The organism is Cohnella sp. (assembly GCF_041640265.1).
Classification (GTDB): domain Bacteria; phylum Bacillota; class Bacilli; order Paenibacillales; family Paenibacillaceae; genus Cohnella.
This window is the reverse complement of the sequence record NZ_JBEQAP010000009.1, coordinates 62,362-88,499: the sequence shown is the minus strand read 5'-3', so window position 1 is coordinate 88,499 and position 26,138 is coordinate 62,362. Positions and strand designations below refer to the sequence as shown.

Genomic DNA, 26,138 nt, shown 5'->3' with positions numbered 1-26,138 from the left:
AAAGTGACGAAGGTCGGCGGGAGATGCCCCTTCGTCACTTTTTTTCCACAAAGATTGATGCGGGGTGATGGTTTGTGAACAAGGTTTTTGACCGATATGCGAGTGCTGTATTTTTACTGATCGGCATCGCATTTGTATGGGAAAGCCAAAAAATCGGCGAGAGCTCTTATGGGAGCAATGTCGGACCTGATATTTTCCCAATGGGTTTAGGCAGTCTGTTGATATTGCTTAGCATTCGATTGTTTTATGAAGTACTTAAATCGAAGGATAGGAATAACGGAGAGCAATCCCGTCCGGATTATGCGCGGTTTCTGCTTATATTGGGTGCATCGGTTCTCTATGCTTTTTTTTTAACAGATATCGGTTATGTGATCGGAACGTTCGTTTTTTTGTTATTTGCTTTTCAGGTCATCAAGAGAGGACAATGGCTCGCGTCCTTGGTCATCTCCGCAGTTTTCTCTTACGGTGTATATTATTTGTTCGTTCATATCTTAGAAGGATCGTTACCTGGGTTTCCTTCTTGGCTTAATCTAGGTTAAAGGAGGATGTAAATATGGATGTTCTCAATTTTCTAGCCAATGGATTCACCTCTGCACTGCAGTGGCACAACTTGCTTTTCGCTTTCGTCGGAGTTCTTATAGGGACGGCCGTTGGCGTCCTGCCGGGAATCGGACCGATGAGCGGAGTCGCCCTGTTGATTCCCGTCACCTCAACGATGACAGGAGGATTGGGTCCGGAAGAAGCGGCGACAAGCGCGATTATTCTGCTTGCTGGTGTATATTACGGAGCGATGTACGGAGGTTCAACAACGTCCATTCTATTGAATACGCCCGGTGAATCCTCTTCTGTTGTCACAACGCTTGACGGTTATCAGATGGCTCGGAATGGTCGCGCAGGAGCGGCATTGTCCATTTCTGCAATCGGTTCATTCGCGGCGGGTATTTTTTCATTATTCGCATTGGTACTTCTAGCGGAACCGCTGTCTAATATCGCGATCAAATTCGGCCCGGCGGAGTATTTCTCCCTCATGGTTTTGGGTCTTGCAGCCGTGAGCGGACTTGCAGGGAAATCAATGACGAAGGCGTTATTGATGATGGTGATGGGTCTTCTGCTGGCGACGATCGGAATGGACAACGTATCAGGCGTGGCTAGGTTTACTTACGGTCAGCCTATCCTGTATAGCGGCTTGGAGTTTTTGACGATTGCCGTTGGATTGTTCGCGCTCGGCGAAGTGTTCAAAACGATTATAAACCGGGAATACTCGACAGGTGATGTTGCACGTGTTGGACGTATAATGCCTACAAAACAAGATCTGAAAGATAGCGCAGGCCCAATTGCACGAGGCTCGGTGTTAGGTTTCTTTATTGGGGTTCTCCCGGGAGCGGGTGCAACGCTGGCATCGTTCTTCAGTTACATCATGGAGAAGAAACTAAGCAAAAATCCCGAGAAATTCGGAAAAGGAGCCATTGAGGGCGTAGCCGCTCCTGAATCTGCGAACAATGCGGCTTCCGGCGGTGCCATGATTCCGCTGCTCACCCTTGGTATTCCGGGTTCCGGGACAACGGCAATCTTAATGGGCGCACTCATTATGTACAATGTGCAGCCAGGTCCGTTGTTGTTTGAGGATCATCCTGAGGTTGCATGGGGGCTCATTGCGAGTATGTTTATTGGGAACCTGATGCTTCTATTGCTTAATATGCCATTAGTAAAGGTGTTCGCCAAGATTATAGAAACACCGCCTAAATATCTGCTTCCTATTATCGTAGCCATCTCCGTCTTCGGCGTTTATGCGGTGCAATACAACACGTTCGACCTGATGCTATTGATCGCATGCGGAGTGGCCGGATATTTTCTGGTCAAAAATGATTATCCTTTGGCGCCGCTTGTATTAGGCCTGGTATTGGGACCAATGATCGAGAATAATATGCGTCGTGCGTTAACGGCTTCTAATGGAGATTTCTCGATTTTTATTACCAAGCCTACATCAGCCGTGTTTTTGGCCTGCGCTCTTCTATGGCTTGCCATACCGCTGTTATTGAAGCTTCGCGGAAAAAAAGTGCTCGTGAATGAAGAAGCTTAACTGCTAACTTTCGTTAACTAGGGGAAAGGGAGGGTGTCCATGTCATCCAGCTCGAACATCATTATTCGGCTAGAAATTGATAAATCAAAAGTAACTTTCGGAGAAGTAGCCGTGGCGATTGGGCATTCGGGCGGAGATATTATCGCAACTGACGTGATCCACTCTGGTCAAGAGTCCGCGATTCGGGATATTACGGTCCACATCCCTGATCAAAACAATGCCGAATTGATGCAACGGATTCGAGCTTTGAATGGAGTAAACGTCATTAACGTATCTGACCGGACTTTCTTGGTCCATTTGGGCGGTAAAATCGAAATCCAACCGAAGATGCCCATTAAAAATCGGGAAGATTTATCTCATGTGTACACACCGGGAGTAGCTAAAGTATGCATGGCTATTCATCAAGACGCCAAAAAGGCATTCTCGCTAACGATCAAACGGAATATGGTGGCAGTTATTAGCGATGGGACGGCGGTATTGGGGCTCGGGGACATTGGTCCTTATGCAGCGATGCCTGTCATGGAAGGCAAGGCCATGCTGTTTAAGCAGTTGGCAGGAGTGGATGCCATACCTATATGCTTGGAAACGAAAGATACCGAAGACATCATTCGTACGATCAAGAATATTTCTCCTGCGTTCGGTGGAATTAATCTGGAGGACATCAGCTCTCCCCGGTGCTTTGAAATCGAAGAACGGCTTAAACAGGAATTGGATATTCCCGTGTTCCACGATGATCAGCATGGAACGGCAGTCGTTATGCTGGCTGGGTTGCTTAACGCTCTTAAAATCGTGGGAAAAGATCTTGAAACCATTAAAGTGGTTGTGGCAGGTATCGGCGCGGCTGGCGTAGCTTGTTCGAAGATGCTGCTTGCAGCAGGCGTTAAGAATCTGATTGCCGTTGACCGACATGGGGCTATAGTGGCTGGAGAGTCTTATTCGAATCCAATGTGGAGTTGGCTGTCTGAGAACTCTAATCCAGGCCAAGTAAAAGGAGCTCTATCTGACGTCTTGGCAGGGGCTGATGTATTTGTTGGTGTGTCAGGTCCGGGCGTACTGAAGGTCGAAGATGTGAAGAAAATGGCTAGGGAGCCTATTGTATTCGCTATGGCAAATCCGGAGCCGGAAATTGACCCTGATACGGTCGAGCCATATGTACGCGTCATAGCTACCGGCCGCAGCGATTATCCGAATCAAATCAACAATGTCCTCTGTTTTCCGGGAATCTTCCGCGGTGCGCTTGAATGCCGCGCCCGCACGATCAACGAGAAAATGAAATTGGCCGCAGCGATAGCAATTGCGTCAGTTGTCAGCAGTGAGGAGTTAAACGAGCAGTATATCGTTCCGAGCGTTTTTAACGAAGAAGTCGTGAAAAAAGTGCGTGCGGCGGTTATTAAAGCAGCGATTGAGACGGGAGAAGCAAGGAGAATACCGAGGGATTTTCGTTAATGGATATCATCCTTCGCATTTTTCTGCAAGTGATATTTCCAGTGTTCCTCCTTCTTGGGGCAGGCGTGTTTCTGCATCGGAAATATCATTTCGACATGAATACGTTATCCAAGATGACTACATTCGTATTAATGCCGACTGTCGGATTTGTTAATATCTATCAAAGCAGCTTTACGGGAGACTTGCTGCTTACTATTGTCCTATTTTTGGTTACCCAAAATCTAGGCTTAATGATCTTTAGCGGGGTACTAGCTAGAGCGATGAGGTTGGAAAGACGTGTTGCCGCGACGTTTAAGAATAGTATTGTGCTGAATAATTCGGGCAACTACGGTTTATCTGTCAGTCAGCTTGTATTCCAGAATAATGCGCTAGGTTTATCCATTCAAGTCATCGTAACGATATTTCAGAATCTGCTTACCCATACGTACGGGCTGTTTAATTCGGTTTCGGTTAATGTAAAGGGCTCGAAAATCTTGCCGGAGTTATTGAAACTTCCCATCATACACGCAATCGTGCTGGGATTTATACTTAAGGCTTCGGATATAGCTATACCGGGGTTTATATGGAAGCCGATCGAGAATGTCTCGAATGCATTTCTGGCTATCGCACTGTTTACGCTTGGGGCACAAGTGGCCTATTTGAAACTTCGACGACCATCATTGCCTCTTTTTCTGAGTATATTCGGCAGACTGATTGTTTCGCCGCTGCTTGCGTTTCTTATTATTTATACGATGGGACTCCAAGGGATAACGGCACAGGCTCTATTGATCGCCAGCTCCTATCCCTCTTCGAGAAATACTGCCCTTTTTGCTTTGGAATACGACAATGACCCGGATTATGCGGCTGAGACGGTATTGATTACGACTCTGCTTAGCGGGATTACTGTGACTGCCGTCGTTTACATGTCAAAGGTAATTTTTTGATTCTGACGTGTCATGCAATCTAATTTTTGAGGGGGATGTCTCATGGGCGGAATTGAAATAAGAGCGATCGTTGAGATTAACCGGAACGCCAACTTATTCAAATCCAGTATCGTGCTTCATGTGGGTAATAAATGCATCGACGTGAAAAGCATTCTGGGATTAACGGTTACATTAGCTAAAGATTATGAATATCGTCTTGAAATCCATGGACCTGATGAGGCTTATGCGGAGGTAACGATGAAGGAAATTTTCAAAAAGCATGGCCTTCAGGTGACAATGATTGATTGACATCGCTTTCATGACATGTTATAAATATCACAAGTTAATAATGTGACGGAGAATTGGAGATCCACATGAGTTGCTATCCGCGAGGAAAGCAATTTGATGTGGATTTTTTTGAGGATAAACATGGAAATATTAAAGCAAATAGGAGGTATGTATGACGTATGTCCCAAACTTATATTCTATCCATTGACCAGGGAACGACGAGTTCCCGGGCGGTTGTGTTCAATAAACAAGGCGAGATTGTCTCCTCTGCGCAGCAGGAAATTAAGCAATATTATCCTAACCCGGGCTGGGTTGAGCATGATGCATCGGAAATATGGCTTTCCGTTCTCGGAGTGATGGCCTCGGCATTGTCCTCGAAAGACATTAGGCCCGATCAGATTGCTGCCATAGGGATTACGAATCAACGGGAAACCGCAGTTGTATGGGATCGTCATACGGGTATCCCCATTTATAACGCGATCGTTTGGCAATCCAGGCAAACCGTTGATATATGCGAAGCGCTCAAGAGTGAGGGGCACTCTGAAGCCTTTCAGCAGAAAACGGGCTTGTTAATTGATGCCTATTTTTCGGGAACGAAGGTACAATGGCTGCTAGATCAAGTAGAGGGTGCACGGCTGAGAGCAGAACAAGGAGAGTTGCTGTTCGGAACGATCGATACTTGGTTGATCTGGAAACTAACAGGTGGTCGGGTGCATGTAACGGATTATACGAACGCTTCCAGAACCTTGATGTTCAATATCCATGAGCTGAAATGGGATGATGAGCTGCTCCGGATCCTAAACATCCCGATGACAATGCTGCCCGAGGTACGTTCATCATCGGAAGTATACGGACACACAGTCGAACACCACTTTTTTGGTCAAAGCATTCCTATTGCCGGCGCCGCAGGTGACCAACAGGCAGCCTTATTTGGTCAAGCCTGCTTTGAACGAGGCTCTGTCAAGAACACCTATGGTACTGGCTGTTTCATGCTAATGAACACAGGAGAAGAAGCCATTCCCTCGAAGCACGGACTTCTGACCACCATTACTTGCGGCTCGAAGGAGCGGGTGGAATATGGGCTTGAGGGAAGCGTCTTTGTTGCCGGTTCAGCAATCCAATGGCTGCGTGACGGTATGAGGATGATCAAGAAGACAGCGGACAGTGAAAATTACGCCGAGAAGGTAGAGTCTACTGATGGCGTCTATGTGGTGCCTGCTTTTGTGGGACTGGGCACGCCTTACTGGAACAGCGATATGCGCGGTGCTGTTTTCGGATTGACGAGAGGCACAAGCAAGGAGCATTTTATTCGGGCGGTGCTTGAATCCTTGGCTTATCAGACCAAGGATGTGTTAAATGCGATGGAAGAGGATTCAGGTATTATTCTGCAAACGCTTCGCGTTGACGGAGGGGCGGTCACGAACGGTCTGTTGATGCAATTCCAGAGCGATATCCTAGGTGTCCCTGTGGAAAGACCGGTTGTTATTGAGACTACAGTGCTTGGTGCGGCTTATCTGGCAGGTTTGGCGATTGGATACTGGAAGGACAGAGAAGAGATCAAAGAGAATTGGCGGGTTGATAAGTGTTTCGTCCCTGCTATGCCGACGGAAAAAAGCAAGTCTCTCTACAATGGTTGGCAACGAGCGGTGCGTGCTGCAATGGCTTTTACGGAGAAATAAATCGAAGCTTGACAATTCCAACTGTAACATATAATATTACAGTACAACATTAAGACGACTAGCCGTTTATTTACCGCGAAGCGTCTGTTTTTTTAACCAAAATGTAATGAATGTTGTTACAGTTTGTGGTGTTATACGATCTCTTGATGGAGGTGTAGGAAGATGAAATTCGAAATAAGCGACTGGGTACAGGCAAGAGGGGACAACGGCGAGTTGATCCATGGCTTTATTGAGACGATCAATCAGGTGCAGGCTATCGCAAGGATCTTTGTTGTTAGATCGGATAACGAAGATTTGGTGGGAAATCCTGTTGTTGTGCGTAAGAACGATATGAAAAAGCTGCCGGAAATGACTTTCGATACGGCTGTAGAATTAGAGAGCCTAATCGATATCGCATTATCGACTTGGGATGAACAATGGTTTAATGAGCTTTCTGGCAAATTAACACTCGTTCAAAATAACGAAGTTAAAAAGGTATACAATTCGGCCGCATATCCATCCTATACAAATCGGTTTAGCTTTCCGGTCTGAGATATATTTGAAATTCCAACGTTTAACGTAAGTGGCGCCCCTCGTAGGGCGCCTTTTCTTATAACCGGATATGGAATCGCAAGCGTTGGAGAGCATAGTTTACTTAGTACAGTGAAGTATACTTCTTTTGCAGCTCCTGCGGGTTAGATATAATAAAGGAGTGTACCTGATTCACCATACTAGGAGGCGCTATTGAATGAGCAAAAAGTTACCTTTGAATAAACGCGGATTTACGGCAAGCCAGCTGGTACTCGGATGTATGGGGCTGGGCGGCGGTTGGAATCGGGATCCCCTAACAGAGGAAAATCTTAAACAAGCGCATCAAGCGGTAGATGCAGCCTTAGCAATTGGCATTAATATGTTCGATCATGCGAATATATATACAATGGGAAAAGCGGAGCAAATTTTCGGACAAGTATTGAAGGAACGCCCTGAGGTTCGGGGCTCAATCCTCCTTCAATCCAAATGCGGCATACGATTCCCGGATGAGAAGCTTCCGAGGACAAGATTCGATTTCTCGAAGGAGCATATTTTATCTAGCGTGGACGAAATTTTAACTCGATTAGGGGTAGAGAAAATTGAGATTCTTCTCTTGCACCGTCCCGATCCATTGGTCGAGCCGGAAGAGGTGGCGGAGGCTTTCCAACTACTGAAGGAATCAGGCAAAGTTGGGAGCTTTGGCGTCTCTAATATGAGCGAGGGTCAAATGAGGCTTCTCCAGGCTTATCTGGATGAGCCGCTTGTCGCTAATCAGTTGGAGCTAAGCTTGCTGAGAACGGATTGGCTGGATTCAACTGTTCATGTGAATCAGGAGGATGGTAAGCTTTCCTCTTTCCCTGAAGGAACAATTGAATATTGTCGCCTGGAGAACGTTCAATTACAGGCTTGGAGCCCTCTTGCCCGCGGGTTGTACAGCGGCAAGGATCTCACAAAAGAAGCGCCTGCCGTACAAATGACGGCTTCCCTGGTTGCTCGCATGGCTGAAGAGAAGAATGTTACTCAAGAAGCGATCGTGCTCGCGTTCTTAATGCGTCATCCCGCTCACATTCAGCCGATCATCGGGACAGTAAATCCACAGCGTATTCTTGCTTGCCGCGATGCGGACAAAGTAATCTTAACCCGCGAGGAATGGTATGATCTATATGTGACATCTCGTGGTCGCGTAATGCCATAATCAAATATATAATAGACTAGTACCCAAAATGAAATTAGAGGTGATGGAAGTGGAGCTAGTCATAACGCCTTCCGCGCTATCATGTTTTAAAGGGGAATGGGGCTTCGTCGATGGTGAAGTGATCCGTATCTTTGTCCGTTATGTTAGTGGGGGAGAAGTGCCATTCGCATTCGGTATTACCAGAGACTCGCCGCTTGATGCTGCTGTGACGACTGTTTTGGATCGAGTTACCTTCTTTATGGAGCGAAAGGACGTTTGGTTCATGGAAGGTAAGAGCCTGAAAATCGATTATCAAGGTGAGATTATTGTATTTCAATTTGAATGATCAACTCTTGGTGGTAGTAATGAAACCAAGTTTGATGTAAACTAGAAATCATTATCTTCGGATTAAAGACATTGCAACCGCAGAAAAGGAGCTTTAACAATCATGACGGTACACAGTAAGACTAATCATTGTAAAATCGTGGATTGTACGATACGCGACGGTGGACTCGTCAACAATTGGGATTTTAGCGTGGAGTTCGTACAGGATTTGTATGAATCGTTAAATGCAGCAGGTGTCGAATACATGGAGATTGGCTACAAGAATTCTTCTAAGTTGCTGAAGAGTGAAGGCAATGAAGGACCATGGAGATTCCTTGACGACGATTTCCTTCGTACGGTAATTAAAGAAAAGAAAAAAACTAAGCTGTCCGCGTTAGTTGATGTTGGCCGGGTAGACGAGGCAGATGTGCTGCTTCGAAGCGATTCCATGCTCGATTTGATTCGAGTGGCCTGTTATGCGCGTGATACAGCCAAAGCGATCGAGCTGGCGACTTTATTTCACGACCGCGGTTATGAGACTACGATCAATATCATGGCATTGTCCGGTGTAATGGATAACGAGCTGAATGAAGCACTGGCGATGATCAAACAGAGTCCAATCGACGTTGTATATATCGTCGATTCCTTCGGAAGCTTGGATCCTGATGACATGAGATTTTTGGTGGAGAAATTCCGCCGTGCCCTGAAGAACAAACGTCTGGGTGTCCACACGCATAATAACCTGCAGCTCGCTTTCGCAAACACTTTAACTGCAGCGCAATTGGGCGTAGAATTCCTTGATGCTTCGGTATACGGGATGGGCCGAGCTGCTGGAAATACGCCGACTGAACTGTTGCTTGCTAAGCTTACCCGTCCGGAATATAGCTTGCGTCCAGTTCTTGGTATGATTGAGAAGCATATGATTAAGCTGCGAGAGAAGGAAGAATGGGGCTACCTTATTCCCGACATGGTCACGGGTACATTGGACGAGCATCCACGGTCTGCTATGGGTTGGCGCGCTTCAGAGAAGCGTGACCAATTCACGGAGTTCTATGATAAGATGACGACTCCAGAAATATTTCTCGGCAAGAAGGAATAGGCTAAAAAAGGAGCACGCTGCCAAGTCGTTTGACTTGAGGCTTGCTCCTTTTTTAGACAAAGCTCTTACTTAGGGCTATTGTTTTTTCAAATGAAGGTACATGGGGAGAGAACGTTAATGAGTAATGAAAAAGTTCAGCCAACCTTGATAGAGCAGCTAATGAATCGTAATAGCTTATCGCCATTAACACCTAATCACGTATGGCATCCTAGCCTTGATGAAGAGATCGCATCCTTCTCAGAGATACTGCTTGCGGATGGAAGACCTGATGGCGTACAATCCGCGCAAGCATGGAAGGCAGCTCTGCATCTATGGAATGACAGCCTGGACGCTGCCCATGAGCTATTTGGAGACGTCTACGGGCTCGGCGCTGCATGGAATTATGCACCGACGTGAGGGTGACTTTGACAACGCGAAATATTGGTTTCATCGTGCGGGTGATCATCCAGCTTTCCATAGTTTGCAGTTAAGAGCAGCGAGCTTCATTCAGGAGCAATCCCTCCCGCATGGTCCTCTAAAGGATGTGTTTGACCAAATCGCTATGCAAGGGAGCTGGAATCCCTATCTGTTCATCAATGCTGTAGCCATTCAAGAAAATCGAATCGGCGATGATGAAGTTCGTGCCCTTCTTGAACAGCTCCAGCAATTAGAGCTGGAAGCCTTTATACGCTTTCTAGAAGGAAGAATAACGATAGATACCGTTATTTAAGCTCGCTTACTTTACTTTATTTTCTTCTTCGAAAAGACCGCCAATTGGCTTCTCCTAATAAGAAAGAAAACGCAGGTATGATCAATGCCATGAAAAGTGTTGCATATAGAAGTAACCCAATGAGTGTGCCTACCCCAATTTGTACGAGTGTATCCATGCCCGAGAAGCTTAGCGCTCCGAAGGTTCCTGCCATTATCACAGCGGCCGAAGCAATAACACCTCCCGTTGTTCTCATTGCCTTCGTCATGGCGGAGGCGGTTCCCCCGGGTCTATGTTCCTCCTTGAACCTAGCCATTAAGAAAATGCTGTAATCCACTCCAAGTGCCACAATAATAAGGAAAATAAAGAAGGATACCGTCCAGGAAAGTCCCTCATACCCCAGTACCTTCACGAACAGAAACTCTGTTAATCCCATTGTTATCAAGTAATTGAAGCCGAGTGACAGCAGTATGTATAAGGGTGCTGCAATAGAACGAAGCAATAGCATAAGAACAATGGAAATGCCAACGAGAACAAGTAATCCCGTGCTGACAAAATCTCGAAATGAGATGGCTCGAAGCTCATTGTATTTCGCGGAAACTCCGGTTGTAAACACTTCAGGAGCGGCAAGAGCAGTCGAATTTAAGCTTTCACGAAGCTTCTCCGTTAGAGGCTCAATCATATTCATAGCAGCGGTGGAGTAGGGATTTACATCAAGAATAACCTCAAACTTAGTTGTCATGCCGTCTGGAGAAATATAGTAGTTGAGCGCTTGTTCCGTAGTTTTATTGTCTTCATCTTTAGGTTTGTTTGCTTGCGGTATTTCGGAAGTTTCCTCCGAATCCGATGGCCGCTTCAATTTCTCTAGCTGAGAGGCGATCAGTTGGCTAAAACCAGCTTCGAATTGTCGGAGTGCCGGCCATATACCTATTAATCCTTGGCTGAGGGAGGGTGCAGAAAGGGCTAAGGCTTCGAGACCCCTGACAAGCGCCTGCTGTTGATTCATGATGGTGTGGATAATTGATCCGGCATTGGGCTTATCAAGCTGATCGGGAATGGTTAACTCCTCCGGCTTGCGGCCAAGCGGACGAACGGCGCTGCGTACCTCGCGAACACCGTCTGCTCGTGTAAGCTCTGAGCTTGCTTGCTCGAGTGCGGCAAGACCGGATCGTGTCCGCATTGATTGCTTTGAGGTAACGGCTAACGTAACCGGGAATAATTCACCGGTGCCAAAGGCTCTTTCTACCTGACGAAAGCCGACGATAGATGAAGCCGATTCATGAATATCTGAAATGTCGTCGAAGGATCGTTGGCCTTGGTAAAGCAATGTCAGCGGGGAGAGAAAAAGAATAGCGGCTAATAAGACGATACCTGGGCGCTTCGCGGTTAGCTTTGCCATTGCTCCCCAAAGTTTGGATTCCCCATATCCGTTGCCGCTGCTCTGACGAAGCGGCCAGAATATCGCTTTGCCGAATACCAAAAGCATTGCCGGGGCGAGCGTCATACTCGCTGCGACAGTTACGAGCATGCCGATGGCTACGCCAACAGCAGAACGATATAAGCCGAAATGAGCGAAACCAATGAGAAAAAAAGCGGTGAACACGGTACTGGCGGAATAGATCAATGTTTTCCACACGCCAGCCATCATTCGGGACAATGCTGTGACTCGGTTCTTATCTGCAGCCGAAGCTAGCTCTTCCCGATAACGCTGTATCATAAGGATGCAGTAGTCAGTGCCCGCACCGAAAAGTACGGCTATAAGGAATGACTCCGTAAAATGGGATACCGGCATTCCGATGGCAGCAGCAACAGCGATTAAACCGCGTGAGATCAGAAGGCTCAATCCTATTGTAAGCAAAGGAATAATCGGTGTGATTGGAGAGCGGAACACAAGCAGCAAGATGATGAGTACAATGCCAATGGTCAATAGCTCAGTCCTATGTAAACCATCCTGTGAAGTCTGTTGGAAATCTTGAGCAAGTGGCGCACTCCCCGTAAGTGTGGCTAATGTCCCTTCGGGTGCAGCTTCGAGCAGCTCCTTGAGCTTAATTAATGTATTTTGCGTACTGTCCTCGAAATCAGCCTCAGGTAAGCTGACAATGGCTAAGAGAGTGGAGCCGTCTTTACTATGCAACCTTTCAGACAACTCCGGCTGTGATTGGGAGGATAAAATGCTTGTAATTCCCAGCTCAGCTTTGCGAGTCTCGATTTGCGATAGAAGATGCTGCATCCAATTTTTATCGCTCTCCATCAGCCCCTCCTTACGCGAAAGGACTAGAACTGCATTGGAAAGCGAACGAGCGGAGGGGTTGATTTGCTGTAATAGCTTTGTTGCTCGAATGGATTCTGCATGTGCGGGCAGAAACTTCTGTTCGGTGTTGCGAACGATCGTATGAAGATCAGGTAATACGAAGAGGGAGAGGGAAGCCATGACAATCCAAGCTGCTAATATGGCATATCTAAGCTTAGATATCCAAGAAACCCATTTTTCCATGATGTACCCTCAGCTTCTTTCATTTAACAATCATATGGCTTATCCGTTGGATTGCCTATAACCTTCCAATTGTCCATCTCCGCGGATCGCGGCGGCGAGATGCTGGGGGTTAGGATGGAAGAATCCTTTACCTGCCAGCTGACGTCCCCCGATTGTCGTCGTTTTTACCTCTACCCCGATTTCATGGGATTCCGCAAACTGCTTTAATAGTTCTTCGTCAGACATTCCTTCGATATCGATAAACCAGAGACGAGTTCCGTGATCGGATACGATCATGAGCTTGGCACGTGTGAAGCTTAACGAACGAATGTGTGAGCCTTGGATAATGGCGAGATCCGCCAAGTCGTATGTTTCCACTTTTGAACCATTCCTTCCTTGCCGATATTATAATTGTAACGTTTTATCCGAAAGGGTTGCAAATGGTTGTTTTTGAAAGGGGCAGTTGAATGGACAGAGACGAGGTTACTTTTCTGCCGCTCGGTGATCGTGCATTTACATTTAAGTGGAGAGAATCTACATCCATTCTCGATCTGGCAGCTAAAGCTCAAGCTATTGGGAGTCATGATTTGCCTTGGCTCCAGGAGGTAGTGCCGGCTTACCGCACATTGACTTTTCATTTGCGGGACCATACTTATATTCCTCGGCTAGCAGCGCAAATGCTTCTAAATATATTAGATGGAATCGCCAATGAACAATCATCAATCCCTCGACAAGTGGAACTGCCGGTTGTTTATGGAGGCGAATATGGACCTGATCTGACAGAGAGCGCCTTGAGAAGCGGCTTAAGTGAGCAACAATTTATAGAGAGACATGCAGAGCTCATTTATCAAGTCGCGTTGATCGGCTTCGCGCCTGGATTTCCCTACTTGAGCGGCATGGATAATTCATTGGCACAGCCGCGCCGTGCTAGCCCTCGCTTGAAGGTGCCTGCCGGTTCAGTAGGAATTGCGGGGAATCAGACAGGCGTATATCCGATCGATTCTCCGGGAGGATGGCAGATTATAGGAAGAACGGCTAAGCCGCTTTTTCGGCCAGAGGAGGTTGATCCATTCCTGCTCGGGCCTGGAGATGTTGTCAAATTCGTACCTATTGAGAAATTCGAAGATTGTATATTTCATGATGGAGCAGCTAATATTCCGGCAAAAGTGAAATTTAGCGACACTGCGACAGCATCTCTATCGGTCCTTAAGCCTGGACTATTGACGACAATCCAAGATCTTGGACGCAAGGGGTGGCAGGCGTTTGGAGTATCAGCCGGAGGGGCGATGGATGAAGGCTCGATGCGTAAGGCCAATCTTCTGATCGGTAATGATGAGGATTCCGCAGTTCTAGAGTTCACTCTATTGGGAGGAAGTTATAGTGTAGAAGCGAATTTACTGATTGCTTTGTGCGGAGCCGATCTTGAGGCATCGCTTAATGGCAAGAGATTACCTATGAACAGGCCGGTTTGGCTGCAAGCGGGAACATTATTGTCTTTCGGGCGTGCGATCTCCGGCAGCCGTTGTTATATGGCTGTTGCTGGCGGAATTGATGTGCCATACATGCTCGGCAGCCGGAGTACGGATCCTAGGGCTCGAATAGGTGGAGGAACCGGAAGAGCGCTTATAGAAGGAGATAGGATTATGTGCTTAACGCCTGCATTGCGAACAAGTGAGTTACAGGAGACTCTCCATAGGAAAGCACTAGCAAGTCATGCCGTATGGAGCTCTGTGAGTTGGAATGCAGAAGCTGCGAAGTCCCCTCGTGACATTAAAGTTAGAGTTTTGTTAGGTGCTGAGTGGGATACGTTCATAAGCGACTCACAGAAAAGCCTATTCAAGGATAAGTACCGCTTGGAGGTATCCTCTGACCGAATGGGGCTTAGGCTAGCCGGGACTATATTAATGAGAATAGTTAACGACGAAGAATTGGAGTCCCATGGCGTAACACCCGGTACGATACAAGTTCCGCCGAATGGTCAGCCGATCATTCTATGTGCAGGCTGCCAGCCTACCGGAGGTTACCCCAAGATCGCTCATGTTATCAGTGCGGATATGCCGCTGCTAGCGCTTGCAGTCCCGGGCGATTGGGTTAGCTTCGAACTTACCGATAGCTGGACCGCCCATCAAGCGCTGTTGGACCGGGATCGAAAGCTTGCTGTATTAAGAGCAGGTATCCAACTGGCACATGCTAGGGAAATACATGCAGAGGGAGTGTTACGATGACAACCATCGATTTGAATGCAGATATAGGTGAAGGCTTCGGGGCTTATGAATGCGGAGCAGATGAGTACTTGTTGAAATACATTACATCTGCGAATATTGCATGCGGGTTTCATGCGGGAGATCCTCATATCATGCGCAAAACCGTTGAGGGCTGTCTGAAGGAAGGAGTGGCGATGGGCGCTCATCCTGGTTTGCCGGACCGTCTTGGCTTCGGACGTCGGGAGCTTGCGGTAACACCTGAAGAAGCAGGTGATTTCGTCCTCTATCAGATAGGAGCATTACATTCGTTTGTCAAAGCTGCAGGAGTGAAGCTTCACCATATTAAGCTGCATGGCGCACTGTATCATATGGCATCCAAGCAAGCGGAAATGGCACAGGCTATCGTAAAGTCAATTCATCAATTTGAGCCTGATTTGTTGCTTTACGGGCTGTCAGGAAGCCAACTGCACTTAGCGGCTAATAACAAGGGGATTCGTTTTATATCAGAAGGATTTGCAGACAGAGCTTATATGCCGGATGGAAGCTTAGCGCCTAGGCATTTACCGGGAGCTGTTCTAGAGGAAACGGAAGCTATCGCTCATCAGGCAGTTTCTCTAGCACTAGGGGGAAAAATCCAAACACTCTGTTTACACGGTGATACACAAAAAGCACAAGAACACGCTAAGCGAATTCTTCAGAGCTTACAATTAGCAGGAGTAAACATTCAAACACAGGGATGAAAAAAATCGTATTTTGTCGAAAAATTGTCGAAAAATTGGCGGAATAGCAGGAAACCGAGGATGAATGTGGAAAATATAGAGTTGTAGATTAGGTTATTCTAACAAGAGCAGGTAATTTGTCGGAGGCAGTGGAATGTCGATTAGTCGAGCTGAGATCAAAACCATATGGATGGTTGTAGCTGCCGTAACTGTTTTTAGCCTCATACAATGGGGAAATCAATTTTATGAACAAGTCCTTATTCATATAAACCTGCAAGCCGCTCATGTCGTATTAGAAGTTACCGCATTCGCGATTTGCTTCGCCATTTTAATTCTGGGCTGGATGATTTTTGTTCCGACTCTGTGCAGGCAACGCTTAGTGATCTCGGCCTTGTTCGCTGGAGTTGGATTGTTGAATTTATTACATGCGATAAGTGTGCCGGGAATGCCGTTATATGATCCCTCGATCGGTGAAACACCTAGTATAGTGCTAAATTGGATTTCTCAGCTAGTTGGAGCGCTTGGTTTGCTCATCGTGTTCACTCTTCAGAAGTCAACTGTAAATCCAAGAGCCCGTCTATATGCGATTATTCCCGTTATTATTGCCGTTACAATTATTTCATTGCTTGTCTTCCAGCAAGTTCATTGGAACCAAGCGACAATTGACTGGATAGCCCCTTACCAGCAAGTATCAACTTTACTCCTCTATGCAGCGGGAATTTGCAACATTCTATTACGTAACAGGGCAGAGAGACCGGAGTCCATCCTGACAATTGTGCAAGCATTGATCTGGCTGTTTCTGGCCAAGGTCGAGGAATCCTTTGGTTCAGGGACAGGATCACTGGAAGGGCTTTTCGGAGAATGCCTAAAACTCATAGGTTACTATTTTCTTTTGAAGGGAATATACTTCGTTCTGATTGAAGAACCATACAAACGACATAAGGAAACGCTTGCGCGAATTAATTACTTAGCCTATCACGATGAATTGACCGGGTTGCCTAACCGAAGGTTGTTCACTGAGCGGGTAAGCGCAGAGATGGGGCGTTCGCAGCATGAAAGAAACCGATTCGCGTTATTATGGCTGGATTTAGACCGATTTAAAACGATTAGTGACTCGATGGGTCATGCTTTCGGAGATCGATTATTAGTTGCCGTAGCCGAGCGGTTAAGCAGGTTTAGTGATAAGCCTGAGAATGTCTTCCGCATGGGCGGGGACGAATTCACAGTTCTCATGAGAATAATTAACGAAGAGAAAGAAGCCGAAGCAGCTGCACAAAAGTTAGTTGACTTATTCGAGCAGCCGTTTAAAATCGGACCCTCCTCCTTCCACATTACAAGCAGTGTTGGAATGGCAATATTTCCGGATGACGGGATATCGGTTGATCTCTTGCTGCAGAATGCGGATATAGCAATGTACAGCGCCAAGGGAACTCGGAACAGCTGGAAGAGATATGCCATACCGATGAACTTGAAAGCAAAAGAAAAGCTGCTGTTAGAAAATGATCTGCGTATCGCTCTAGAGCTTGGCCAATTCCACCTCGCCTATCAGCCGCTCGTTGATTTGCAGCATGAGTATCTGGTGGGAGCTGAAGCCTTGTTAAGATGGAGCCATCCACAAAAAGGTGAAATTCCACCTTCGGAATTCATTCCGTTATGCGAAGAGAATGGCTTCATTCTGCAGTTAGGAGAATGGGTTCTACGCAACGCGTGCTGGCAAATGAAGATTTGGCAGGATAAAGGTTACCCGCCGATTGTGATGTCCGTGAATCTATCGATTCGCCAATTTCGTCAACACGATCTATGCGAGCGTATTTCCAGAGTGCTTGAAGAAACAGAGCTGGAGCCGCAATGGCTGGAGCTTGAGATTACCGAAAGCATAATGGCCGACGTCACCTTCGCCACGGAAATGCTGGAACGGCTCAAAAAGCTTGGTGTAAGGATAAGTATCGATGATTTCGGAACGGGTTATAGCTCCCTTTATTATTTGAAGAGATTTCCGATCGACAAGCTGAAGATCGACCGTTCCTTCGTGAATGATGTGCTTACAGATCGTAATGATGCGGCCATCGTATCCGGAATTTCCGCGATGGCGCATAATCTGAATTTGAAAGTTACGGCTGAAGGAGTCGAGAGCGCTGGACAGGTCGCTTTCCTGAAGGAGCAGAAATGTCAGGAGGCACAAGGTTACTTCTTTTCGCGTCCGGTCCCACCGGAGAAGTTCATGGATTTATTCGAATTAGATAAGGGCAAACGAAAGCTCGAGGGAATATCATCTTGAGTACAAAGCACGAACAGGACCGTCACGGGAGGCAATATCCCTGACGGTCCTACTCTATTCAATTTGTTGATAGGAAAGTTCAATTTGTTGAAAGTCATCAAGGATAGCACATAATATTTGCAGATCTTGCATTTGTATTTGGATATTTGCCAATTCAGTGCTTGCATGAGAGAGATTATTTGATAAACTGTTTAATATTTCTTCTTGGTATTGCATTTCTGTTTGTTTAATTTCATCTAAATACTGTTGAAAAGAAATTTCCGGCTCTGGCTCTGGCTCTGGTAAAGAATTTTCAGTAACGGCATCTGAATTGATGGAAGATACTTCCTCGCTAAACTCAATTATGAATTCCCTAGGGGAAGGCTTTATTACATTAGGGGTAGGCTTTAGTACGTAATGGATAGGCTTTTTTACATATGAACGGAATATTTGCACTGCGCGGGATAATCCCCACCAGAATAATAATCCGATGATCGTGATGGTTATAATTATTCCCCATAGCATTGGCCTGAATTCCTTTCTTAGGTGTTAATAGGAAAGTCAGAGGAGGGGCCTATAGAAAGAACCCCTCCACCATTTATTGAATCGGATTATTATTTGATTGTTGACTATTTTGTTTTGCTTGTTGCTGGGCCTGTTGACTCATTTGGTTTGCTTGCTGTTGAGATTGTTGAACTAGCTGTTGCATTTGGTTAAGCATTTGGAAAGATTGAAGTCCCTGTGAAGCTTGTGTCAAAGTTTGAGTTGCTTGTTGAATGGATTGCTGAAGTTGTTGCATGGTTTGTTTCTGTTGATTTTGGATTTGAGTGCTAAATTGGTTCATTTGTTTCACAAGCTCTCCAACCTGTTGTTGTTGGTTCTGAGCAGCTCCTGAAGTGGCAGTGGATGAAGCAGCTTGCTGACTAGATTGTACTTTGGAAAAAAGTTGCTGCATTTGACTTAGTTGGTTCTCTAGCGGGTGTAGCTCCTCGGCAACTTCCATTTTCACATTTTTCGCAATTTGATCGGCTAATTGATCATTATCAATAGCTGTAATAACACTTTTTTTGATTTCGGTCACGAGCGTGATTCCTCCTTTAAGATTGGGGTTGTTCTGAACACCTCAATTATCTTGTACACCTGATTAGATTCTATACCACCATAACTCGATAAAACTTGAAGAAATAATCGCCTTAATTGAAAAATCTCCATGGTCTCGAAGGTAATCGAGGTCATGGAGATTTTATTCATTAACAACTCATTGTTTTAAAGGTCGCCCCAGTTAAGGTTGGACGATTTGCTATAATTCGTGACTTTCTGCTCGAAAAAGTCTGTTTTCATACTGTTCATGTTGCTGAAGCTTTCCACCCAACGCATCGGATGCTCGGTGATTTCTGGATAGAGGATATCAAGATTAAGCATCTTCAAGCGTTCATTGGATAAGTATTTGATGTAGCTATCGATAATTTCCGTTGAAAGTCCGGGAATTTCATTGTTGGTGATGGACTGGCCCCACGATATTTCCGTTTCGACGGCTGTTTTCATCATTTGACGCAGCTCCTCGATGAGCTCCGGTGTGAATAGCTCTGGATTTTCTTTACGGATTTCGCGGAAAATGTTCTGGAATAACGCCAAGTGAGTGAGTTCATCCCTTTGAATGTACTTGATCTCGGATACAGTGCCGAGCATCTTGCCTTGGCGGCCGAGCGCATAGAAGAAGCTGAACCCGCTGTAGAAATAGATGCCTTCGAGAATGTAGTTCGCCATAATTGTCTTAAGAAGATTCTTATGGGAAGAATCTGCAATGAAATTCTCGTATAGGTCGGTAATAAACCGGTTACGGGCAAGCAGTCTTTCGTCATTACGCCATAGGTTGTATATTTCGTCACGCGCTTCAGCGGAGCAAACACTGTCTAGAATGTAGCTGTAGCTTTGGCTGTGAACAGCTTCCTGGAACGTCTGAACTGTCAGGCACAGGTTGACCTCTGGCGCGGTAACGTACTCGTTAACGTTCGGCAGGTTAGCCGTTTGCAAGGAATCGAGGAAGATCAGGAAGCTGATGATGCGGTCGTAGCTTTTGCGTTCCGATTCCGATAGCAGCTTATAATCCTTCGCGTCTTGAGCGAGTGGAATCTCCTCGGGAATCCAGAAGTTGTTCATCATCGTACGGTACATCTTGGTAGCCCATTCGTATTTGACGTTATTGAGCTCGATCAGGTTGGTTGTGTTTCCTCCGATGATTCGGCGTTTTCCCCAGTCCTGTTCACCGTGCTCGTTAAACAGTTTTTTCCTTGTTAATTGTTCATCCATTTTGTTTTCCTCCTAGTAAGAGCTTTGTGAGTAAGACCGTGTGAGAATAAGACCGTTGTGGGAGTAAGACCGTTACGATAATCATTTCTCCTTCCGGCCGCTGTAGAACACCACTTGTTCTGATTCCTCTACAAGGAAACAAGTGGTGTTCTAAGGCGGCACGTAGACTCTCCAGGAGAAACGATTCTCTTCACTGGCCCTTTTCGGAGCTGTTTAATCTCACGCTCCCGCATGGCCAAACCCACTCCAGCATGATCAAACCCTATGGCCAGATCAAACCTTCAAAACAACGGTTCTACTCGCTATTTTATATTAGAGATAAAGATTAAGCTGAGCAGCTTACGCAGTCTTCGACTTCTAAGCTTTTATTACGGCAGTAGTAGACGGTTTTGAGTCCGTTTTCCCATGCGGCCATATAGAGATCGAGGAATTCTTTGGCGCTGATAGTTGGTGTGACGTATAGGTTAAACGATTGCGATTGGTCGATATGGCGTTGACGAACACCAGCTGCACGAATGCTCCATAATTGGTCGATGTGATGAGCTTCCTTGTAGAACCACATATTCTCAGGTGTCAGATTGGGTGCCGTTTGCGGTATAACCGCATTCTTCTTCTCTTCAACCCAGAATTTGGCGAAGATCGGATCGATACCCGCTGTGGATCCGCTGATCAGGGAAGTTGAACCCGTTGGAGCGATCGCGAACAACCAGGCATTGCGAAGGCCTTTGGAAGCCACATCGGCTTGAAGCTCTTTCCATTCAGAGCTCGTATAATCCCGGCGGGAGAAATATTCGCCAGTCTGCCATTCGCTGCCTTCGAATTGCGAGTAGGAGCCTTTCTCTGCAGCCAATTCCATGCTGGCTTTGATTGCGCAATAGTTAATCCATTCATACAGCTCGTCTGCTGCTTTAAGATGCTCATCGGTTTCCCAAGCAATTCTATTATGCGCTAACCATTGGTGATATCCGCTGGAACCGAGTCCGACGGCGCGGTATTTAGTGTTCGTGATTTTCGCTTGAGCGGTAGGATAATGATTAAGGTCAATAACGTTATCCATCATCCGCATTTGTACGGCTACCGTATCAGCGATTTCTTCTTTAGTCAGGTTGCGGCCCAGGTTAATAGAAGAAAGGTTGCATACGACAAAATCCCCCGCTTTTACCTGAGAGGTAATAATGCCATCGTCTGAGGTTACCGAGATCAGCTCGGCTGCACTCATGTTCTGGCAAATTTCCGTACAGAGGTTAGAGCAATAGATTGTACCTTTGTGTTTGTTCGGATTGGCCCGATTAACGGTATCGCGGTAGAACACGAAAGGAGTTCCTGTCTCGAAGCTGCTTGCAAGAAGCTTCTTCATGATATCAATAGCCGGCACTTCATCTCTGGATAGATTGGTATTATTAACGCATTCCTCGTAACGGCGCTCGAATTCCTCACCGTATGAATCTTCGATAGAGTAGCCCATCGTCGTACGGATCTCATGAGGATCGAACAGATGCCAGGTACCGCGTTCTTGAACGGTTTTCATGAACAAATCAGGTATGCAGACGCCGGGGAAAATATCATGTGCTTTCATGCGGTCGTCCCCGTTGTTTGTTTTTAAGTTAAGGAAGTCGAAAATATCCTTATGCCATACATCTAAGTAAACGGCGACGGCACCCGAGCGCACTCCGAGCTGGTCGACGGCAATTGCAGTATTATTGTAGTTCTTGATCCAAGGAATGACTCCGCCTGCAGCGCCTTTATATCCACGAATGGCAGAACCGCGGGATCTAACCTTGCCGACATAGATTCCCATGCCGCCGCCGAACTTGGATACTTGCGCGAAATTCATGTCCGTATTGTATATGCCCCACAAATTGTCGGGAACAGTGTCAATGAAGCAGCTGGATAACTGGTGAAATGGCTTGCGCGCGTTAGCTAACGTTGGTGTGGCCACAGTCATTCGCAGAGTGCTGAGCGCATCGTAGAACTTGCGAGCCCAGAACATCTTATCCTTCTCTTTCATGGCTAGGTGCATAGCCACTCCCATGAACAATTCCTGCGGAAGCTCCAGCGTTTCTCCTTGTAAACCGCGAATAATATAACGATCCGATAAAGTCTTTATTCCGATATAGTTGAAGAGGTAATCCCGTTCAGGTACGATGGAGTTACCCAGCTCGCGAATTTCCTCGCGGGTGTAATGCTCGAGTATGTATTTACCGTAAAGGCCTTTGTCTGTTAAGTAGGTAATCAAGGAGTAGAAGTCGCCGTATCCGAAGTATCCATATTTCCGATGGACAGCTGCTTCCTTGTATAAATCGTAGACATGCAGCTTAGCTGCAACGAACTGCCAGTCCGGCTCTTCTGCGGTTGTCTTCTCGACTGCGACGCGGATGAGCGTGGATTGGATTTCTTTCGTTGCGATATTGTTGCGGAAATGAGGCAAGAGCGCCGTTTCCAGCTCTAGGGAATCGCATTGCGGATACCCTACACAAGCGAAATCTATTACCTTTTTCATTTTAGAGAAAATAAGCTCTTCCACTTGACCATTACGCTTAATTATGTTCAACCGTATACATCCTCCATCCATGGATAACACAAGATATTGTTTCCGTATGATGAAGTTATAACAATATGTAGCGTGTGTCAAGGGGAGATCAGGGTCTGGTTCCAGAGTCCCGATCGTGAAGCAATTGGCTGAAAGAGGAAGCAGGAGGGCGTTTTTATGACATTATCCGCTAGGATTCATCGTTATTTGCAACCTAAATTTTATTTAATTTTTTTTCGCGCAGCAACCGTTTTAATGATAGCGGGTATCTCCCTATTTAGTATGTTAGGACAAGCTGAAGCTCATGCCGTTCTGGAGCAAACAACGCCATCAGCGAATGCCCGGTTGGACATTAGTCCGCAATCGGTTGATATTGTATTTAACGAGAGATTAGACAGCGGAGGGGCTAAGCTACTTGTCTTAAACGAGTTATCGCGAAACGTCGCGAAGGATGAACCAAAGAGCACCAATGAAGGCAAGGGTTTGACGGTCAAGTTGCCGAAGCTGGGAGAAGGACATTATACCGTTTCTTATTCTGTCATTTCTGCGGACGGCCATCCGATTTCGGGTGCTTACATTTTCACGGTTGGTAATCCCGCTCCGATTACAGGTGCGAGCGAATTAGATCCGCATCAGCAGGTTGGCCATTCGAATCATGGGGCGGGGGGGCTGTCCTCTCAATCCTTCCTTCTCTATACCTCAAGGATTATGTATTATGCGGGCCTTCTTGCGGTCGCGGGCCTTGCCTTTTGGAGTCTATTGCAGAAGCGCCAAGCGTCAACGCTTATCCAAGAGGTGCACGTTCAATGCCTTGGGCTTGCAGGGAAGTTCGCGCTTATTGCCACGCTGGCTTATGTATTCTTCAGCTTACAGGATTTGGGCCAGGGAGAGCCGCTTTCTGAGTGGGGAAGAATATTATCGAGCACAACAATTGGCAAGCTATATATAGCGATGCTGCTGCTCGCGCTGATCGCTGTTGTCTTGCCTAAGCTGGGCTTGATTATAAGGCTATTATGGGCGGCAATAGCGCTATCTGTGGAGGCGTGGTCGGGTCATGCCGCAGCGCTTGATCCGATCGCGTATTCGATAGCTTTGGATTGGCTGCATCTAGCGGCGGCTTCTCTATGGAGTGCCGGCTTGGTACTCCTCCTCGCCATATGGCTTAAAGAACGTCCGGAGGCTGGGAGGTTCGCCTTGCTTTTCTCGAAGTGGGCTCTTATCTCATTTCTCGTTCTATGGGTCACGGGAGTGCTGGCGACCTTGGAGTATCTTCCAACGCTAGACTACCTCCTGTATACCTCTTGGGGGAAATGGCTTATTGCCAAAGCGGCATTGTCCCTGCTGGTCGCGGCAACAGCATTTTTGATCCGACTGCGGTTAAGGAAAGGCAATCTTCCACATGGAAACCTTTTGAGGATTGATGTGGGATTACTGGCAGCTATCGTGGTCACGGTTGGGGTTTTGACTTATCAGAGCCCTTTGCCTGCTAATGAACCGATTAATTTTCACAAGATGGGAACAGAAATGCATGTTACACTGCGGGTGACACCTAATTCGCCAGGGGAAAATCAATTCACTTTAAAAATATGGCTGCCCGATGCGATAAACAAGGGTGTCCCGAAAAAGGTTCAGCTCCGGCTATTGCCGCTGGATCGAGAGGGCATGGGATTTATCGATGTGCCGCTAATTGCCTCCGAGGATCAGGAGCTCGATGGCTTTCCGGACTTCGCGAAATCTACCTACGGGGCCAAAGGGCCGTTTCTACCTTTCGCCGGGCAATGGAAGCTCCAAATTCGAGTGACGGATTCCTTAGATAATGAACGGGTTGTGGAAACGACCACGCGGATTTATTAGAAGGGAGGCCAGAGGCTTGGAGAATCAAAGGAAAGACCGGCGGATCAAATGGATGATTTTGCTCATTCCGACCTTAACGATCGGGCTGTGGGAATATGTGCGGCATGCCTTCTTGCTGCCCTACTTCTCAATGGAGCTTGGAAATCTCTTAGCTCCGTTTATCGTATTGGCTGTCACGTTGACATTGGTGAGAGGCTTATTCTCACGCTTAGAGCAATCCCAACGGGCTTTGCAGCAGGAGAAGTCGGCAAACGCAGCGCTGGAGGAAAGAGAACGGTTAGCTAGGGAGCTTCATGATGGTATTGCCCAATCTCTATTCCTGCTCGCGGTTAAGCTGGACCAACTGGACGGAATGGCTTCCGAGGGACCGGTGCGTGAATGGGGAGTGAGGCTGAGAGAAACCGTACGGGTCATGCACGAGGATGTTCGTCAAGCGATTGCTAATCTGCGGTTGCCGCTTTCTCCGGAAACTGCGGCATGGGTGGTGCCGCTGAGGGAGCTGCTCGGTGAAACAGCCAATGCGACAGAGGCGGAAGCCGAGTTTACTTGGACCATACCCGATAGCAGCTTAACGGATAAGGAAAAGGTGGAGCTGCACGCTTGTATGCGCGAAGCGCTGATGAATGTCCGCAAGCATGCCAAAGCTTCCAAGGTATTCGTGGTTGGTCAAACAGACGGAGAAAATGGTTTCCGCTGTGCGGTGGAGGATAATGGGACTGGTTTCGCCTTAGATCCTTGGCAGGCACCGGGACGTTTCGGGCTTCGCATGGTACGTGACCGCGCAAACAGGATGGGCTGGACCCTTAACGTGGAGCGGCGAGGGGATCGGACGGTCGTGGAATGGTTGAAGGCAGGGGGCAGACTGGGATGAGCGAGCCGATACGAATTCTGTTAGCAGATGATCATAAGCATGCGAGGGAAGGAATGCGGACTATCGTGTCTGCTATTCCTGAATTTCTTGTCGTAGGGGAAGCGACTAGCGGTGAGGAAGCTCTGGGCTTGATGGAGAAGCTGCATCCAGACCTCATTCTAATGGACATTAACATGCCGGGAATGGGTGGGTTGGAAGCGGTGAAGGTAATCAAGAGCGCATACCCTTCAGTAAAAATCATCATGGTCACCGTATCCGATGATGCATCGCATTTGTTCGAAGCGCTGAAAAAAGGTGCTCAAGGCTATCTTCTCAAAAACTTGAATCCATCCGCCTGGCGGGATTACTTACGGGCAGTAGCGCTTGACGAGGCTCCGCTAAACCCGGAGATCGCCTTATCTATTTTGCGTGAGTTTGCCAACCGTAAGACGGATAACCCCGAACGATTAAGGGAAATGGAGCCAATTAGCGAAGGAGGGGTAACTCCTAGGGAGAAGGAAATCCTGCAGGAGGTTGCCAGAGGCCAAACCAACCGCGAGGTGGCTGTTTCTTTAGGGTTATCTGAGCATACGGTGAAAAACCACATGAAAAACATTTTGCAGAAGCTGCATCTGGACAATCGTGTTCAATTAACTCGGTATGCGTATGAGCGCGGGATGGTAGAGCCGGAATGATTGCCTTCAAACCGTCACAAAGTGTAACAGGGATATAACTCTTTCGAGTCATGTGC

Annotated in this window: 24 protein-coding genes; 18 read left to right on the top strand and 6 right to left on the bottom strand. The window is 46.9% G+C overall.

Going from position 1 to position 26,138, the window contains the following annotated elements:
* Window positions 1–74: 74 nt before the first annotated feature.
* The 12 genes from ACESLK_RS09510 to ACESLK_RS09455 all read left to right on the top strand — a co-directional run bounded on the left by ACESLK_RS09510 (window position 75) and on the right by ACESLK_RS09455 (window position 10,211).
* Complete coding sequence (locus ACESLK_RS09510; RefSeq protein ID WP_373229132.1) at window positions 75–539, top strand: tripartite tricarboxylate transporter TctB family protein; 465 nt, start codon at window positions 75–77, stop codon at window positions 537–539.
* 14 nt (window positions 540–553) lie between these two features.
* The gene (locus tag ACESLK_RS09505) at window positions 554–2,080 is read left to right on the top strand and encodes a tripartite tricarboxylate transporter permease (protein WP_373229130.1); all 1,527 of its coding nucleotides are present in this window, start codon (window positions 554–556) and stop codon (window positions 2,078–2,080) included.
* 39 nt (window positions 2,081–2,119) lie between these two features.
* Entirely contained in the window at window positions 2,120–3,526 is a 1,407-nt protein-coding gene (locus ACESLK_RS09500; RefSeq protein ID WP_373229128.1) for an NAD-dependent malic enzyme, read from the top strand.
* Window positions 3,526–4,449, top strand: a complete 924-nt coding sequence (locus ACESLK_RS09495) for an AEC family transporter (RefSeq protein WP_373229126.1) — start codon at window positions 3,526–3,528, stop codon at window positions 4,447–4,449. The genes ACESLK_RS09500 and ACESLK_RS09495 overlap by 1 nt, the downstream gene beginning before the upstream one ends.
* A 42-nt stretch (window positions 4,450–4,491) precedes the next feature.
* Window positions 4,492–4,737, top strand: coding sequence for an HPr family phosphocarrier protein (locus ACESLK_RS09490; protein WP_373229124.1), 246 nt, complete (start codon window positions 4,492–4,494; stop codon window positions 4,735–4,737).
* A gap of 158 nt (window positions 4,738–4,895) precedes the next feature.
* Complete coding sequence (gene glpK / locus ACESLK_RS09485; protein WP_373229122.1) at window positions 4,896–6,395, top strand: glycerol kinase GlpK; 1,500 nt, start codon at window positions 4,896–4,898, stop codon at window positions 6,393–6,395.
* Between the two features lie 162 nt (window positions 6,396–6,557).
* On the top strand, window positions 6,558–6,926 hold the full coding sequence (locus ACESLK_RS09480) for a hypothetical protein (RefSeq protein ID WP_373229120.1): 369 nt from the start codon (window positions 6,558–6,560) through the stop codon (window positions 6,924–6,926).
* Window positions 6,927–7,122: 196 nt separating this feature from the next.
* A complete protein-coding gene (locus ACESLK_RS09475) occupies window positions 7,123–8,100 on the top strand; it encodes an aldo/keto reductase (RefSeq protein WP_373229118.1) in 978 nt (325 codons plus the stop codon).
* A 28-nt stretch (window positions 8,101–8,128) separates the two neighbouring features.
* The gene (locus ACESLK_RS09470; protein ID WP_373229116.1) at window positions 8,129–8,425 is read left to right on the top strand and encodes a HesB/YadR/YfhF family protein; all 297 of its coding nucleotides are present in this window, start codon (window positions 8,129–8,131) and stop codon (window positions 8,423–8,425) included.
* A 102-nt stretch (window positions 8,426–8,527) separates the two neighbouring features.
* Window positions 8,528–9,502, top strand: coding sequence for an aldolase catalytic domain-containing protein (locus tag ACESLK_RS09465; protein WP_373229115.1), 975 nt, complete (start codon window positions 8,528–8,530; stop codon window positions 9,500–9,502).
* 117 nt (window positions 9,503–9,619) lie between these two features.
* Entirely contained in the window at window positions 9,620–9,898 is a 279-nt protein-coding gene (locus ACESLK_RS09460) for a hypothetical protein (RefSeq protein ID WP_373229114.1), read from the top strand.
* On the top strand, window positions 9,840–10,211 hold the full coding sequence (locus ACESLK_RS09455; protein WP_373229113.1) for a hypothetical protein: 372 nt from the start codon (window positions 9,840–9,842) through the stop codon (window positions 10,209–10,211). The genes ACESLK_RS09460 and ACESLK_RS09455 overlap by 59 nt, the downstream gene beginning before the upstream one ends.
* Before the next feature lie 16 nt (window positions 10,212–10,227).
* Here the strand turns inward: ACESLK_RS09455 and ACESLK_RS09450 are convergent, their stop codons facing one another.
* Both ACESLK_RS09450 and ACESLK_RS09445 read right to left on the bottom strand, forming a co-directional pair.
* Window positions 10,228–12,684 carry an MMPL family transporter gene (locus ACESLK_RS09450; protein ID WP_373229111.1) on the bottom strand — a complete coding sequence of 819 codons (2,457 nt, stop codon included), beginning with the start codon at window positions 12,682–12,684 and terminating at the stop codon, window positions 10,228–10,230.
* A gap of 39 nt (window positions 12,685–12,723) precedes the next feature.
* On the bottom strand, window positions 12,724–13,041 hold the full coding sequence (locus ACESLK_RS09445; RefSeq protein WP_373229109.1) for a hypothetical protein: 318 nt from the start codon (window positions 13,039–13,041) through the stop codon (window positions 12,724–12,726).
* Window positions 13,042–13,130: 89 nt separating this feature from the next.
* Here ACESLK_RS09445 and pxpB point away from each other — a divergent pair, with 89 nt between their 5' ends.
* The 3 genes from pxpB to ACESLK_RS09430 all read left to right on the top strand — a co-directional run bounded on the left by pxpB (window position 13,131) and on the right by ACESLK_RS09430 (window position 17,864).
* Window positions 13,131–14,888, top strand: a complete 1,758-nt coding sequence (gene pxpB, locus ACESLK_RS09440; RefSeq protein ID WP_373229108.1) for a 5-oxoprolinase subunit PxpB — start codon at window positions 13,131–13,133, stop codon at window positions 14,886–14,888.
* Window positions 14,885–15,607, top strand: a complete 723-nt coding sequence (locus ACESLK_RS09435; protein WP_373229107.1) for a LamB/YcsF family protein — start codon at window positions 14,885–14,887, stop codon at window positions 15,605–15,607. Before pxpB ends, ACESLK_RS09435 begins: the two co-directional genes overlap by 4 nt.
* Window positions 15,608–15,740: 133 nt before the next feature.
* The gene (locus ACESLK_RS09430; RefSeq protein ID WP_373229105.1) at window positions 15,741–17,864 is read left to right on the top strand and encodes a putative bifunctional diguanylate cyclase/phosphodiesterase; all 2,124 of its coding nucleotides are present in this window, start codon (window positions 15,741–15,743) and stop codon (window positions 17,862–17,864) included.
* Window positions 17,865–17,918: 54 nt separating this feature from the next.
* Here ACESLK_RS09430 and ACESLK_RS09425 read toward each other — a convergent pair whose 3' ends face one another.
* The 4 genes from ACESLK_RS09425 to ACESLK_RS09410 all read right to left on the bottom strand — a co-directional run bounded on the left by ACESLK_RS09425 (window position 17,919) and on the right by ACESLK_RS09410 (window position 22,704).
* Window positions 17,919–18,368 (bottom strand): hypothetical protein, encoded by a 450-nt coding sequence (locus ACESLK_RS09425; protein WP_373229104.1) that lies wholly within the window; start codon window positions 18,366–18,368, stop codon window positions 17,919–17,921.
* 73 nt (window positions 18,369–18,441) lie between these two features.
* Complete coding sequence (locus tag ACESLK_RS09420) at window positions 18,442–18,924, bottom strand: hypothetical protein (RefSeq protein ID WP_373229103.1); 483 nt, start codon at window positions 18,922–18,924, stop codon at window positions 18,442–18,444.
* A gap of 185 nt (window positions 18,925–19,109) precedes the next feature.
* The gene (locus tag ACESLK_RS09415) at window positions 19,110–20,153 is read right to left on the bottom strand and encodes a ribonucleotide-diphosphate reductase subunit beta (protein ID WP_373229102.1); all 1,044 of its coding nucleotides are present in this window, start codon (window positions 20,151–20,153) and stop codon (window positions 19,110–19,112) included.
* Between the two features lie 325 nt (window positions 20,154–20,478).
* Complete coding sequence (locus ACESLK_RS09410) at window positions 20,479–22,704, bottom strand: ribonucleoside-diphosphate reductase subunit alpha (protein ID WP_373229100.1); 2,226 nt, start codon at window positions 22,702–22,704, stop codon at window positions 20,479–20,481.
* A gap of 156 nt (window positions 22,705–22,860) precedes the next feature.
* Here ACESLK_RS09410 and ACESLK_RS09405 point away from each other — a divergent pair, with 156 nt between their 5' ends.
* Genes ACESLK_RS09405 through ACESLK_RS09395 form a run of 3 tightly spaced genes read left to right on the top strand, consistent with a single transcriptional unit; the run spans window position 22,861 to window position 26,082 of the window.
* A complete protein-coding gene (locus ACESLK_RS09405; RefSeq protein ID WP_373229098.1) occupies window positions 22,861–24,537 on the top strand; it encodes a copper resistance CopC/CopD family protein in 1,677 nt (558 codons plus the stop codon).
* A gap of 16 nt (window positions 24,538–24,553) precedes the next feature.
* Window positions 24,554–25,408 (top strand): sensor histidine kinase, encoded by an 855-nt coding sequence (locus ACESLK_RS09400; protein ID WP_373229096.1) that lies wholly within the window; start codon window positions 24,554–24,556, stop codon window positions 25,406–25,408.
* Window positions 25,405–26,082 carry a response regulator gene (locus ACESLK_RS09395; protein ID WP_373229095.1) on the top strand — a complete coding sequence of 226 codons (678 nt, stop codon included), beginning with the start codon at window positions 25,405–25,407 and terminating at the stop codon, window positions 26,080–26,082. Before ACESLK_RS09400 ends, ACESLK_RS09395 begins: the two co-directional genes overlap by 4 nt.
* Window positions 26,083–26,138: the final 56 nt, after the last annotated feature.

What these genes read in the sequence shown, in the direction of transcription:
- ACESLK_RS09490 (WP_373229124.1), top strand. Translation starts at nt 4,492, where the DNA reads ATGGGCGGAATTGAAATAAGAGCGATCGTTGAGATTAACCGGAACGCC.
- ACESLK_RS09430 (WP_373229105.1), top strand. Translation starts at nt 15,741, where the DNA reads ATGTCGATTAGTCGAGCTGAGATCAAAACCATATGGATGGTTGTAGCT.
- pxpB (WP_373229108.1), top strand. Translation starts at nt 13,131, where the DNA reads ATGGACAGAGACGAGGTTACTTTTCTGCCGCTCGGTGATCGTGCATTT.
- ACESLK_RS09435 (WP_373229107.1), top strand. Translation starts at nt 14,885, where the DNA reads ATGACAACCATCGATTTGAATGCAGATATAGGTGAAGGCTTCGGGGCT.
- ACESLK_RS09395 (WP_373229095.1), top strand. Translation starts at nt 25,405, where the DNA reads ATGAGCGAGCCGATACGAATTCTGTTAGCAGATGATCATAAGCATGCG.
- ACESLK_RS09450 (WP_373229111.1), bottom strand. Translation starts at nt 12,684, where the DNA reads ATGGAAAAATGGGTTTCTTGGATATCTAAGCTTAGATATGCCATATTA.
- ACESLK_RS09480 (WP_373229120.1), top strand. Translation starts at nt 6,558, where the DNA reads ATGAAATTCGAAATAAGCGACTGGGTACAGGCAAGAGGGGACAACGGC.
- ACESLK_RS09500 (WP_373229128.1), top strand. Translation starts at nt 2,120, where the DNA reads ATGTCATCCAGCTCGAACATCATTATTCGGCTAGAAATTGATAAATCA.
- ACESLK_RS09505 (WP_373229130.1), top strand. Translation starts at nt 554, where the DNA reads ATGGATGTTCTCAATTTTCTAGCCAATGGATTCACCTCTGCACTGCAG.
- glpK (WP_373229122.1), top strand. Translation starts at nt 4,896, where the DNA reads ATGTCCCAAACTTATATTCTATCCATTGACCAGGGAACGACGAGTTCC.
- ACESLK_RS09460 (WP_373229114.1), top strand. Translation starts at nt 9,620, where the DNA reads ATGAGTAATGAAAAAGTTCAGCCAACCTTGATAGAGCAGCTAATGAAT.
- ACESLK_RS09495 (WP_373229126.1), top strand. Translation starts at nt 3,526, where the DNA reads ATGGATATCATCCTTCGCATTTTTCTGCAAGTGATATTTCCAGTGTTC.
- ACESLK_RS09455 (WP_373229113.1), top strand. Translation starts at nt 9,840, where the DNA reads ATGAGCTATTTGGAGACGTCTACGGGCTCGGCGCTGCATGGAATTATG.
- ACESLK_RS09405 (WP_373229098.1), top strand. Translation starts at nt 22,861, where the DNA reads ATGACATTATCCGCTAGGATTCATCGTTATTTGCAACCTAAATTTTAT.
- ACESLK_RS09465 (WP_373229115.1), top strand. Translation starts at nt 8,528, where the DNA reads ATGACGGTACACAGTAAGACTAATCATTGTAAAATCGTGGATTGTACG.
- ACESLK_RS09415 (WP_373229102.1), bottom strand. Translation starts at nt 20,153, where the DNA reads ATGGATGAACAATTAACAAGGAAAAAACTGTTTAACGAGCACGGTGAA.
- ACESLK_RS09425 (WP_373229104.1), bottom strand. Translation starts at nt 18,368, where the DNA reads ATGCTATGGGGAATAATTATAACCATCACGATCATCGGATTATTATTC.
- ACESLK_RS09475 (WP_373229118.1), top strand. Translation starts at nt 7,123, where the DNA reads ATGAGCAAAAAGTTACCTTTGAATAAACGCGGATTTACGGCAAGCCAG.
- ACESLK_RS09470 (WP_373229116.1), top strand. Translation starts at nt 8,129, where the DNA reads ATGAAATTAGAGGTGATGGAAGTGGAGCTAGTCATAACGCCTTCCGCG.